The sequence below is a fragment of the Gabonibacter chumensis genome (assembly GCF_024741215.1).
In the GTDB taxonomy this organism is placed as follows: Bacteria; Bacteroidota; Bacteroidia; order Bacteroidales; family Marinifilaceae; genus Gabonibacter; species Gabonibacter massiliensis.
Genome location: NZ_JANSKB010000004.1, coordinates 88412 through 101599, shown reverse-complemented (window position 1 = coordinate 101599; position 13188 = coordinate 88412). Strand labels below are relative to the sequence as shown.

Below are 13188 nucleotides of genomic sequence, written 5' to 3'. Positions count from 1 at the left end.
AAAGATGAAGCGTCTATCCTTTAAAGAAAATTTTTTAGCGATAAAACTTTTTGAGTGGCTGCCTCCTTTGTTCATTGCTAAACTTTTCGCGTGTGTATATGTATAATTTTATGATGAATAATTTAAATTATTAATAATTAACATATATCAAATGTTTTGTCTTGATCTTTTTGTGAACGTATATTTGTGGGGGGTATATCTTAATTTTCTCTTTGTGTGATTTGATTTCTGTTTAAACGTGTAAACTTCGATTGGTGTATTGATGCGGGTATTGTACTTGTGTGATTGTTGATTTTAGTCATAAAGGTCCTATTTTAGATGTAAAAAAGAATGAATATAAATGAATAATTTCATGAAAATAGTATTTTTTTAAATTTTAATTTCTACATTTGCATATCTCACTCAAGTAATATACGTGCATTGCATAGGAAGATAGTGCCTCCGGTGTGCAATTGCACGTTTTTTATTAAATTTTGAGTGAGATCTTTATTTAATACCGGAGGCTTTTACAATCTTCTGTATTGTTTGAACGTTGGAGTGAAAATATTGTTATATTTTTGTATAGCAACTTTTGAAAATTCTAATTTTGAGGCGGGACCGTGACGGTTACCCGCCTTTTTTGTTGTTTTCCCGTTATTTTTGTTTATTTTTGTTTAGGATTAATTTAAAACAAAATGGTCGTGAAAAAGAGGAGAAGCTTTAATCTTTATTTTATACTACTCGTTGTGGTAGTGATGTTTGGATGTTTTAATAACAAAAAATCGTCCAAAACAGGAGATGCTGAAATCGTTATTATTTCTACGAATGATATGCATGCCCAAATCAGCCAATTTTCTAAATTTGCTACTTTCGTGAAGGAGATGAGGGAGAAGTTTCCTAATATAATATTGGTAGATGCGGGAGATCGTTTTTCCGGCAGTCCTTTTGTCGATCATGCTAAGGAAAGGGGGAAACCGATGATCGAATTGATGAATAAAGTGGGATACAGCCTTGCAACGATGGGAAATCATGACTTTGATTACGGTCAAACAGTATTAAAAAAACGACTTTCTGAAGCGCAATTTAAAGTGATTTGTGCCAACATTCGTTCGGATGGGAGCGAGTTGGGACAATTACCGCCTTACTTGTTCGTGGAGGAAGCCGGGATAAGACTCTGTTTTTTAAGTTTTATCGAAATCAGTCCAACGAGTCATATCCCCGCCACGAATCCCGAGCATCTGGAGGGTATTACATTTGCCGATTTTACAGATGAGGCAGATATGTACCGGAAATTAAAGAACGAGTGTAATGCTTTTATCGGACTTACACATTTGGGGGTGTATGCCGATTCGGTGTTGGCCGCGGTCATGCCGGAATTAGATGTTATTATCGGAGGACATTCCCATACGCTTTTGAAAGAACCTAAAATGGTGAATGGGGTCATGATCAGCCAAACGGGAAGTCGATTGCATTATGCCGGAGTTACGGTGTTAAAATTTGAGAGGGGGAAGTTAACGGGCAAATCTTATCATGTAGTCGATTTGGCGAGTATCGAGACTCCGGATGCCGAGGTTGCCGCTATGGTTGAAAGTTACAGCAATGATCCTGATTTTAAGGTTGTGGTCGGGAAAGCGGCCGAACCTATGAAACATAAGGAGAACGTTGCCTCTCTGGTAACGGATGCTATGGCCGACAGGGCGGAATGTGATTTTGCATTTTATAACTCCGGGGGGATTCGTTTGAATACTATTCCGGCAGGAGATATTACGAAGGGGATGATTTATCAGATAGAACCTTTTGATAATTATGTGGTGAAACACGAGCTTTCCTTGCCAGAAATGAAGACGTTGGTTTTGAATCGATTTAATAGTGAAACGAGTAATGAATATCGTCGTGTCGATCTTTTTATTTCCAAGGGAAGTTATACGATTTTGCGGGATAAGACGGGAAAAGGCGTGGATGTGGTTTTTAAGGATAAGAACGGTCGTAAGTTGAACGATGGGCGGCGGTATAAAATCGGATTGAGCAATTACGTGAGTACTACTTATGATTTTTCGGGAAAGGGTAAAGGAGAAAAGTCCTTATCGATCACGGAGGCGGTAATGCAATATTTACAAAAGGCGGGACCGGTGGTTTATAACAAAAAGCGTGCATTTATAAATCCCAAGTAAGAGATGGAGGATTCCTGGATGAAGTGATGGGATGATTTATCATTCGATTATTAAATTGCGCGTACTTTTTCGATATTGTAGAAATTAATTGTTTATTTTGTTGCGTTGACTATTTTGTATATTTTCGCCAAATGCAGAAATAAACGGGTGGTGTATGACAAATCGGGATGAGCGTAATCTTTTGGAAAAAATTAACGAAGGGGATGAGTCTGGATTAAAAGAACTTTTCGACTTGTATTATAAACCTTTGTGTGTTTTTGCATTGAACTACATTGATTCGTACGAAGAGGCAGAGGATGTAATCCAGGAGTTATTCGTGAAGTTTTGGGAGAGAAGGGAAAAAACGATGTTTCAAGGTTCTTTGCGTTCTTATTTGTTTTCGTCTGTTCGGCACAATTGTGTCAAGTTGTTAAAAATTAGACAGAAATATCAATTTGATGAATTGGAACGTTACGAAGAGATGCTGGATGTTCAGTATACTGCCGAGGCCATAGAGGAGGAGCGGGAAAAATTATACGCGGAAATTGAAAAATTACCCGAACAATGCCGTAAGGTATTTGAAGCGATCGTATTAAAAGATATGAAATACAAAGAGGCTGCGGAGTATTTGGATTTATCCGTAAACACGGTGAAAACACATTTGGCAAGGGCTTTAAAACAGTTGAGAAGTTCATTGAACACGATTGTGTTGATACTGCTTCATTAAAAAAAAATCAAAAAAATCGTTATTAATTCACCCATTTGAATCGTTTTGGGCTTATCCGTATAAAAGCTTTAAAAAATGGATGAGAGAAAAGTTATCGAATGGGTCGTTTTATACTGCAAAAAAGAGTTGACTTCCGCGGATGCGAGCGAGTTGAGGCGTTGGTTACGGGAGGATCAAAAACACGTGGAGATTTTTCGGGGATACTTAAAGAGATATCGTCGGGGCCGACAACTGGCCTTTTGGGATATGGCGGATACGAGTGAAGCTTGGTGTAAGATAGAGAAAAAGATCAGGCGTTCCGATACCGGGAAGAGGAGATGGATTACCCGTTATTATCCTTACGCGGCCATGCTTGTTTTGTTACTGTCTGTTTCGCTTTATTGGTACATGCAACAAAATGCGGGTATTCCTGAGGAGAAAATCATGGCTGTTTTACCGGGTTCTTCCAAGGCGGTATTGCTGTTGTCTGACGGGAAGCAGGTAGATCTTTCCCGGGATTCTTTATTTCGATTAAAAGAGGTGAACGGGGCTGTGATAGAAAAGGATACGGCGGGAAAAATCCGATATGTCGCGAAAGGCGAAGAGGCTGGGGAAGAGATCGGTGTAAATACGATTCTTGTTCCTCGCGGGGGAGAGTATTTTTTACAGCTGTCGGACGGGACGAAGGTTTGGTTAAATTCGGATTCGAAGTTAGTTTATCCTGTTGTTTTTGGTAAAGAAAATCGAAGCGTACGATTGGAGGGGGAGGGCTATTTCGAGGTTGCAAAAGACGAGTCCCGGCCTTTCTTGGTACAGGGCCGGGGGGCACAAATAAGGGTTTTAGGAACTCATTTTAACGTATCGGCTTACGAACAACAAGAGAAAGTGGTGACGACCTTGGTTGAAGGTTGTGTGCGGATATCTAACGGGCGGGATTCGTTGTTGTTGAAACCGGGAGAACAAGCTGTTTCCGATGCCACGAAAATAGATGTAAGGCAGGTGGACGTCAGAACGTACGTTGCTTGGAAATCGGGTGTTTTCGAGTTTGAGAAGATGGAGTTGCAACAAATTACCGCTCAGTTGGGGCGTTGGTATGACGTTGAATTTATTTATTCCGATGAATCTTTACGTCATATTCTATTTACCGGGGCGGCCGATCGGCACCGGGATATGAGTGTTCTCCTGGGGATGATAGAGAAATTGTCAAAAATTCAGTTTATTAAAAAAGATAGGATTATTACCGTTTCTAAAAAATGAAAGGAGTGCGGCTAACACTCCTTTTCGAACTCCTGTCGGCTGAACAGGAGTTGATTTTAACGTAAAAAACAAAATTATGAAAAAAAAGAGTAGATGGTACACGTTTGCACGGGGAAAATGTGCGAACAAAATCATGAAAGTTATGAAATTAACGTGGCTATTGATGTTTGTCTTTACATTGCATCTTGCGGCTGAAACTTCGGCACAGCGTGTGGTTAATGCAAAATTCTCGAATAAGGCTTTGAAAGAGGTCTTGCGGGAGATTAAAACACAGACCGGAGTTTATTTTATGTATAATAACCGGGAGGTGGATGTCGATCAGACAGTAAGCGTGGAGCTGAATAACATGTCTTTGGAATCGGCTCTGGCTAAGTTGTTTAAAATCTTGCCTTACCGATACGAGATCACGACGGGGTATGTCTTGATTTTGCCGGACCGGGGAGTTAAAACGGATTCCGTCATTGCGAAAAGAGAGATAAAAGGAGTCGTGCAGGATGAAGGAGGATTGAAATTACCGGGAGTTACGATTTTATTGAAAGGAACGACTGTGGGAACGGTAACGGATATTGACGGAAAATTTAAAATAAGTGTTCCGGCCAATAAAGAGATATTCCTGATTTTCTCTTTTATAGGAATGGAAAAACGGGAAATAAAGGCTGATACCGCTTTTATGAAAGTAGTTTTGAAAGAGTCGGTAGAGGAGGTGGATGAAGTGGTCGTAACCGGTTACCAACAAATTGACAAGAGAAGGCTGTCCAGTTCGGTGACTTCTATAAAAGGAGAAAATATATTAATGGGCGGGGCCATTTCAGTGGATCAGATGTTACAGGGACGTTTAGCCGGTGTTACTGTATTGAACCAGACCTCGACTCCGGGAGCTGCTCCGAAAATTCGAATTAGAGGATCATCCTCTATCACGGGAAACCGCGAGCCGATTTGGGTGGTCGACGGGATTATTTTGGACGAGCCCGTACAGATTTCTACAGAAGAGTTGAATAGCATGGACAAGGTAAATTTGATCGGGAATGCCATCTCCAGTTTGAATCCGAGTGATATAGAACGGATCGATATATTGAAAGATGCGAGTGCGACAGCCATTTATGGAGTGAAAGCTGCGAACGGCGTAATCGTGGTGACTACGAAAAAAGGACGGGAGGGCAAAGTACGTATTAATTATTACGGCGGGATCTCTATCATGACTCCTCCTTCTTATAAGGTTATGCGCTTAATGGATTCCGAAGAGCGGATTGAAATGTCGGAAGAGATGCATGAAAAAGGATTGGAATTTATCTCTTATAAGCCCACTCATATGGGTTATGAAGGAGCACTGATGGATTTGTGGAACAAGACGATCTCTTACGATGAATTTCGGCAACAGGTAAAAGAGTTGAAAGAGTTGAACACGGATTGGTATGATCTTTTATTTCGTACTTCGGTCAGCCATCAGCATTCGATTTCTGTTTCCGGTGCTTTCGATAAGGGAGATTATTACTTTTCTTTGGGATACGCGGATGACCAGAGTGTGAATAAAAAAGAAGACGTGGATCGTTACAATGCGATGATCAAGGTAAACACCCGTTTCACCGATCGTTTCAGAGTAGGTATGAACCTGAGTGCTGCTTTGACCAATACCAAGCGACCCCATAATTCCATTGACGTGTATCAATACGCGGCGCAGACGTCGAGAGCGATTCCTCTTTATGATGCAAACGGTGATTTGTTCTTTTACGATAACGGAATAGGTTATTCCGACATGATCCCGTTTAATATTTTGAATGAGTTGTCCGAGAGCGGAACAAAGGTAAAGAATCATGCTGTCAGGTTGAATCTGACGGTAGATTGGAATATTTTGTCGTATTTGAAATTTAGTTCTTTACTGGGTATTTCCACGAATAATAATTACCAAACCTATTGGGCTGGTGAAAAATCTTATTATGTTTCGATGAAGCGCCAGACGCCTTACGGAACACCGCTCCCGAAAGATCCGTCGAACGATTTTTTGGATAGGTGTGAGATCCCTATGGGAGGAGAGCTTGTCAACGAGGATACGCGTAACGTTCGTTATACCATAAGAAACAGTTTTACTTTTTACAAGGATTTCGGAAAACATAATGTAACGGCGATGGTCGGAAGTGAAATCTCTTCTTCCAAATACGACGCCCTGAAATCTACCCAATGGGGATACCTACCCGAACGCGGGAAAAAGTTTGCCCAAGTCGATCTGACAAAATGGAGAAAATTGGCTCAGAATATAACCAATACGCCGGACGTGATCACGGATAATCTGACTAATATTGTATCCTGGTACGGTACGTTTACCTATTCTTATGACGATAAGTATATTGCCAATTTCAATATTAGGACGGACGGATCCAATAAGTTCGGGCAGGATAAGAGTGTTCGTTTTTTACCGGTATGGTCTGTTTCCGGGAGGTGGAATATGCATAATGAGAATTTCATGAGGGGGATAAATTGGTTGGATGAGTTTGCCGTACGTGCATCTTACGGTATTCAGGGTAATGTGCATCCGGATCAGACGCCGAACCTGATCGTGCGCATGGGAACTTTGGATGATGTTTCCAGGGAATACGAATCGACCTTATATAAATTTCCGAATAATAATTTGAAATGGGAAAAGACTAAATCCTACAATCTGGGTATTGATGTCTCTTTCTTTAAAGGATTGGTATTCGGTACGGTAGAGGTGTATAAAAAGAAGGGGGTAGACCAGATCGTACAGAAAATAATTGCTCCTTCTACCGGGGCGAATTATGTGGCTATTAATGATGGTGACGTCAATAATTCGGGTTGGGAGATCAGTGTAAACGTGAATCCGATTCGTACGAAAGATTGGGCATGGGGAATCTCTTTTAATACGGCAAAAAATTATAATAAGGTTACTAACGCGGGCGAGGCGGAATCCGTATCTTGGAGCGATTACATCAACGGGACCTTAGTACGGAACGGCCGTTCGATCAATAGTTTTTATGCTTATCGGTTTAAGGCGTTGAATGATAAAGGGCTTCCTACGTTCTATGGAGAGTCGGAATCGGATGAAACCGGGAAAAAGGTGATCAATACGCAAGAAGAAGCCTATGCTGCTGCTTTTGTATACGCGGGACGGAGGGAACCGACGTTTGCCGGAGGTTTTTCAACGGATTTAAGATATAAACGATTCAGTTTGAATGCTCTTTTCTCTTTTGCTTTAGGTAATAAGGTCCGTTTGAACGACCTCTATTTGTCTTCCGGACAAGCATTGCCTTTCCCTCAACAGAATATGTCGAGCGAATTTGTGGATCGTTGGCGCCAGAAAGGAGATGAGGATTATACGAATATTCCGGCTCTGTCCGATGACGATATGGCATTTACCACTTATGAAAGAAAGTATCCGATAGCCAATAACCGATGGGATATGTATAATAAGAGTGATTTGAGAGTCGTATCGGGAGACTTTTTGAGATGTCGTTCTTTGACGCTGCGTTATAATTTTCCCGAAGAGTTGCTGAAAAAGGTGTGCGTCTCTTCGGCAAGCCTGAGTTTTGACGTGACGAATCCTTTTGTGGTGAAGAGTAAAAATCTGAAAGGACGAGATCCGGAACAAGTAACCATGGGATCCGGGACTGTTCCTCCTCAAAGGGGATACTCGTTAAGATTGAATGTTTCATTTTAAAATCGCCTGTGATGAAAAAACATAATTTATTGTATATTATATCTATCCTATTGTTCGGAGCTTGTAGTGATTTTCTGGATGAAAGTTCGCAGGACTTGTTAATTCCCAAAACCGTTCAAAACTATAAAGAGTTTTTATACGGGGAAGGTTTGAACAATAAGCTTATCCTATGTGATTACTTGGACGTGATGACAGATGATGCGGAAGAGTATATTAATTTAAAGAGACTTGATCGGGAAGACAAGCGAGCCAGGTTCTGGTCCTATTATTCCTGGCAACAATATCCTGAATTGCAAATGAATAATGCGCTGATGGAAGATCAGGCCTGGGGGGAGTATTATCACCGGATATTTGTGGCAAATGTGATTCTTGATAATTTAAATAGTATGGAAGGTAGCGGGAAGGAGAAAGCCGATCTGGCCGGAGAAGCTTATTTTCTGAGAGCCTGGTCCTATTTTATGTTGGCTAATTTGTACGGTAAGCCTTATATTAACGAGGAACAGGCCGCCGTCGATTTTTGTGTACCGATCAACTCCGCGACAGGCATAGAAGACAGATTGTTATCCCGTTCCTCTGTTAAAGCGGTGTATGATTTGATGGAGGTGGATATTAAACGTTCGATTGCTTCTTTTAAAGAGGCTGAAATGGAAAAAACGATTTTTCGACCGAATTTATCCACCTCTTATTTGTTGGCTTGTCGGATTGCTTTGTTCAGAAAGGATTACGACCGGACAATTGCTTATGCCGATTCGGTCATTATGACGACGGATGCCGAATTGTTTGATATGAATGGAAGCTATTCGAATCAGAGATTTATGTCTATAAAAAATGGAGAGATACTGTTTACTTATGGCAATCTCTCGACCCAGAGTCAGGCATTTCTGTATGGTTCTTCTTATGCGGCTTCTTTTATCCCCTCGGAAAAGTTGATGAATCTGTATCCGGCTACCGATAAGCGGAAAACGACCAACTTGTTTTTTGATTATACGAAGAAAAAACCGTTGAAATTTTACGGGGCTTCTTCCGATGGAGTTTATGCTTACGCTTTCCGTTTGTCGGAGGCTTACCTGAATCGGGCAGAGGCGTATGCCAATAAGGGAAACATAGAAAACGCCATGCGGGATGTAAATGCTATCCGGGAGAAGCGAATTTCAGGGGATTACATTCTTTCGGCCACGACAGCGGCACAGGCCTTGAATTACGTGAAGGAGGAACGTCGGATGGAATTCTGTTTCGAGGGATTCCGTTGGTTTGACTTACGTCGTTGGGATCGTCCTGAGATCGTACATCGATATACATCGGTAGAGAACCCGAGTAACTATACCGAGTATGTGTTGAGAAAAGATGATCCGGCTTATACCTTGCCGATACCGCAGAAAGAGCGGGATATGAATCTTTCCATAGAGCAAATAGACCGTCCGCAACGGAGAAAATGATGAAAACCAAAAATTAGATGAAGATGAAAACAATACAATTAATACTGTTTTGTGCATTGGTATGTTGTTTGAATGCTTGTTCCGATGAGGATAAGATTCATGCTTCCGTGGGAAATAGCTGGTATAATTTGGAGGACGATCCGTCGGATCCCGTCCAACATTATATTTATGAATTTTACAAAACCTACCAGACGATTTTAGTAAAAGATCCGGATATCCGGGATTACCGTTATAACTTTAAGAAGAAGAACAATATCAGAGTGGTCTCTCCTCTTCAGGAAAAGGAACTTCTTGAAAAGGGTTTGTCTTTGGTAAAAGAAGTGTTTGTCGATGTTTATACCGAGGGTTTCTTAAAGGAATACCTGCCTTATTCCGTGATCATGGCCGACTCCATTTTCTTTTTGGGGATGGAGGATCAGACTCCCAGTTATCATGCCTTCGTAAGCACGAACTATGTGGCGATTGCCGGTATTCGTCCGGAGATGGACAGTTACACGGATGCCGATATCCGGGAAATTCGAGGAGAGGTGAACGGTAAATTCTGGAAGGATTATTTATTGGCCATCAAGGGTGTATTTCAGATTCCGGAGGAATTTTATGAAGTGAGTGAAGCGTATTATAAGCGATCCGATTGGGACTTGGATGTTGAAACCCCGGATGATATCGACTGGCATGAAATGGGATTTGTCTCCTATGATCCGGGGATGACGAGTTTTGATCCGGATCCGGATTGGGGAGGTTGGTGGATTCAGGCGCCATCGAAAGATATCGATATTTCTCAATGGTTGGAGTTTGTTTTCAGGGTAACGAAAACGGAACGAGATGCCATTTTTGAAGCATATCCCCTGATGAAAAAGAAATACGACATATTGAAAGAAGCGATGAAACAATGTGGTGGGTTCGATATCTCGTCACTTCAGTAGGTTGGAGGTAACAAGGAGGCGGCCGTAAAGGCCGCCTCTCTTTTTATTCGGAAATTATTTCCAAGTGTTTGATCCATAGCGTACTTTCGGCTCCCATGAATTGATCCCCGTCTTTACTGGGGGTACAAACGATAGCTAATTTGTATTTTTTCGAAGGATCGAATGTTCCGTTACCCGTTTCCGTGAAATTGATGGTTCGTTCGGTATAGCTGCTTGTCGAGTTTCCGTCGATAAGGCTTGCTTTCATGATTACGGAAGGGGAAGTATTTATATTGCTTCCGTCTAAGGTTTCATCGTAAGAGCTTACTTCATACAGGTAAGCGTTGATGGAACAGGTATCTTTTGTATTCGGCATCTCTACGGCCGTATTGATCGTGGAGTTTCCGCTCGACACTTTTTCCGTTTTATAATAAAGTGCTCCCGGGGTATATTTATAGGAAACTTTCAGGGATACCGGTTTTTTCCGGTAAGGAATACCGAATTTGGTGCTTTTCAATTGATCAAAAATGTTGAGTTTGAATTCGCCGTTGAACAACGTTCCGGCTGTCATGGCAGGAACCATACCGCTTGGCGACGTTTCGCTGACGGTTTTTCTGGTTATGACTTTTGCGGCTCCGTCTTCAGCTTTTGAGACGGGGTAAGGCTCCACGGGAATGCCCATGATGGAGAAGAGAGAGGCTGCCGTGTTGGAAGAGGTGAGCCCTGCAGGTTCAAAATATTTACCAATGGAATTCCAGTTTTCCATCGTGTATACCAGGTCTTTATCCTCTATTTTTACAACGAATAATTTTTTTATGCTGTTCTTGCGAACGTCTTCGGCTGTAATGTAGTAGGCTACATAACACTCCGGGGTGAATTTAGAAAAATCGATAGTTGTCTTATTATCGATAGGGGTAGTGCTCTTATCCACGGCATTATAAATTATAACGGAGTCCAAAGTTGCTCCTGCCGGGATCTCTATTTCGGGGAGTAGAGCCAATTGTTCGGTCGGGGTGGAATCCCATACTTTGAACGTGTAGTTGGACGCACTGACCGCGATCGGATCGAGGAGAACGTTACTGTTTATGGTAATTGTAGCTTTCATGTCCGTACTCTCCGTTACGCTCTCTCCGTCGAACGAAACGTTAACGGTTAAAGGGCCTGCTTTTACGATTAACGAGAGTTGTATGTCGTTACCGACAATTACTCCGTTGACATCCGCCTGCACTTTTCCGATTCCCTGTACTTCTATCTCTTGGTCTATTGATTTGAAGGAATAATAACGTCCTCTTTGAAGGACAGGAAGGGTATCTAATTTTATCGTTCCTAACGACATGCCTGAGAAAGAGAAATTATTTATCTCCAATTGGATACGAGATTTCTCTTTAGTGGAAGGACGCGAGGTGTAGATTCGTTGGGTCATAACCACGGGCTCGGTCAGGTTGGAAACTTTGATGGTCATCTCTCCTTTGTAAGTTTTGTTATAAAAACTTGTAGCGTCTATACTTTCCCCACCCATGTCGGTTATCGTAATCGTGGCACTTAGAATCCCCGCTTCGACACTTCCTGTCAGTTGTACATCGTATCCGGCAATACTGTCGGTTACGCTTCCCTCGAGCTTACTGTAATAGGCACTTTTGCTCACCGCTTCAAAAGTTGCGTTGGGAATAGCGAATTCCGGAACACCCGGCACGATATTCAGTAGTTTGATCGTACTTGTTTCATCGGTCTCTTTTATGATATTGATGGCGGCATTCGATGGGAGGTTTTTCCCGTTGGCAGTAGCTTGAAGCTTGTCGGAAGAGTAAGTGGCGACAATGTCGTCGATGGTAGGCGGAGCTTCCGGTTTGTCGTCATCATGGCAGGCGGAAAAAATGCTCATGCCTAAAATTAAAATAAGGAGTAATTTGTTTTTCATAAGTCATTAATTATTAATTAAATTTTTATATTATAAATAACTGTACCTTCTATCAAAAAACGTTCCTTTTTTGATAGAGAATAAAATAAAGAAAATGAAAAAGGTTATCATTGTGTGTTTTTATTTAACATTCGTAGTATAATAATGCATGATACACGTAATTAGGCATATAGAAAAATAAAATGTTAAAAAACGAGGAGAGATTTAATTTTTGATTATTTTTGCATGTTTTTTGCTGCTAATTAATTCGTCGTACTGGAAAAACGAAGGTTTAATGATGAAAAACAATATGTTTAATTAATATTTAATGACTATGAAAAACAAACTTTTGTTATTATTGATTTTAGGTGTTACGTTCTTTTCGGCGTGTAGTGATGATGACGATAACGATCATGCTCTTGTCGGTACTTGGAAATTAGGAAGCGTGCAAATGGATGATGATGAGATGTTCGTTTCCGGTCCTTTGTCTTTCCAATGGGTAGCTGAAGAGGGAACAACTTTTCCTATGTTCGGAGTGCCTTTCCCGATAGAGTCTATTTCCGGTATGGCCGAAGGATTCGGAAGCGTACTTTTAGCACAAGTACTAAAGGATGTTACTTTCCAGAAGAACGGACAGGTAGTAGCCACTTATTCCGATGCCGGAGTAAGTCTGGACGGAACAGTTACTCCTACTTGGAAAGCATCTGAACCGAAATATTTGAGTTATAAGATCGTATCCGGAACTAAAATTGCTCTTTATCCCAATATCGTTAATATTTTGGCTGAGGCTGATTTGAGTTTAGAGTCTTTGGGAACCCTCGGATTGTCGCAAGCCGACTTGCAAACGCTTATGACTTTTGTCAATAAGGTGACGACAGAGGGAATTCCTGCAACTTACAAGATGACAGATCAGGATAAGAAGCTCGAGATTTCTCTTGACAAGGCTTTCTTTGATCAGGTAATGGCCTTGCTGCCGGTACTTTCCAAATTAATTCCGGAAGATTCAACCGATGAGACGATTGCAATGATCAAACCGATAGTGGAAGCACTTCCCGGAGTTTGGGCTAAAACAACCGAATTCAAAATAGGAATCAGATTGGAGAAATAGTTTTTCCGATAAAGAAGATAAAAATCCTGCCGTTAAAACCGCAGGATTTTTTTATTATGGATGGTTTTTATAAAAATAGTTTT

General features: G+C 41.3%; 8 protein-coding genes. 7 read left to right on the top strand and 1 reads right to left on the bottom strand.

The window, feature by feature from the left end; all coding sequences use genetic code 11:
- Positions 1-680 precede the first annotated feature (680 nt).
- The 6 genes from NVS78_RS11570 (at position 681) to NVS78_RS11545 (ending at position 10121) form a co-directional block, all read left to right on the top strand.
- On the top strand, positions 681-2150 hold the full coding sequence (locus NVS78_RS11570; protein ID WP_286359327.1) for a bifunctional metallophosphatase/5'-nucleotidase: 1470 nt from the start codon (positions 681-683) through the stop codon (positions 2148-2150).
- 154 nt (positions 2151-2304) lie between these two features.
- Positions 2305-2856: an RNA polymerase sigma factor gene (locus NVS78_RS11565; protein ID WP_286359326.1), complete on the top strand. Its 552-nt coding sequence runs from the start codon at positions 2305-2307 to the stop codon at positions 2854-2856.
- 75 nt (positions 2857-2931) lie between these two features.
- On the top strand, positions 2932-4092 hold the full coding sequence (locus NVS78_RS11560; protein WP_286359325.1) for a FecR family protein: 1161 nt from the start codon (positions 2932-2934) through the stop codon (positions 4090-4092).
- Positions 4093-4168: 76 nt separating this feature from the next.
- Positions 4169-7762, top strand: a complete 3594-nt coding sequence (locus NVS78_RS11555) for a SusC/RagA family TonB-linked outer membrane protein (protein WP_286359324.1) — start codon at positions 4169-4171, stop codon at positions 7760-7762.
- A gap of 11 nt (positions 7763-7773) precedes the next feature.
- Positions 7774-9198: a RagB/SusD family nutrient uptake outer membrane protein gene (locus tag NVS78_RS11550; RefSeq protein ID WP_286359323.1), complete on the top strand. Its 1425-nt coding sequence runs from the start codon at positions 7774-7776 to the stop codon at positions 9196-9198.
- A gap of 23 nt (positions 9199-9221) precedes the next feature.
- Complete coding sequence (locus tag NVS78_RS11545; RefSeq protein WP_286359322.1) at positions 9222-10121, top strand: hypothetical protein; 900 nt, start codon at positions 9222-9224, stop codon at positions 10119-10121.
- Positions 10122-10164: 43 nt separating this feature from the next.
- Here the strand turns inward: NVS78_RS11545 and NVS78_RS11540 are convergent, their stop codons facing one another.
- Positions 10165-12018: a PCMD domain-containing protein gene (locus tag NVS78_RS11540; protein WP_286359321.1), complete on the bottom strand. Its 1854-nt coding sequence runs from the start codon at positions 12016-12018 to the stop codon at positions 10165-10167.
- 313 nt (positions 12019-12331) lie between these two features.
- On the opposite strand from NVS78_RS11540, the gene NVS78_RS11535 reads away from it, so the two are divergent.
- Positions 12332-13105, top strand: a complete 774-nt coding sequence (locus tag NVS78_RS11535) for a hypothetical protein (RefSeq protein ID WP_286359320.1) — start codon at positions 12332-12334, stop codon at positions 13103-13105.
- Positions 13106-13188 lie beyond the last annotated feature (83 nt).

Coding starts and splice junctions, on each gene's coding strand:
- NVS78_RS11550 (WP_286359323.1), top strand. CDS start 7,774: ATGAAAAAACATAATTTATTGTATATTATATCTATCCTATTGTTCGGA.
- NVS78_RS11565 (WP_286359326.1), top strand. CDS start 2,305: ATGACAAATCGGGATGAGCGTAATCTTTTGGAAAAAATTAACGAAGGG.
- NVS78_RS11545 (WP_286359322.1), top strand. CDS start 9,222: ATGAAAACAATACAATTAATACTGTTTTGTGCATTGGTATGTTGTTTG.
- NVS78_RS11540 (WP_286359321.1), bottom strand. CDS start 12,018: ATGAAAAACAAATTACTCCTTATTTTAATTTTAGGCATGAGCATTTTT.
- NVS78_RS11560 (WP_286359325.1), top strand. CDS start 2,932: ATGGATGAGAGAAAAGTTATCGAATGGGTCGTTTTATACTGCAAAAAA.
- NVS78_RS11535 (WP_286359320.1), top strand. CDS start 12,332: ATGAAAAACAAACTTTTGTTATTATTGATTTTAGGTGTTACGTTCTTT.
- NVS78_RS11555 (WP_286359324.1), top strand. CDS start 4,169: ATGAAAAAAAAGAGTAGATGGTACACGTTTGCACGGGGAAAATGTGCG.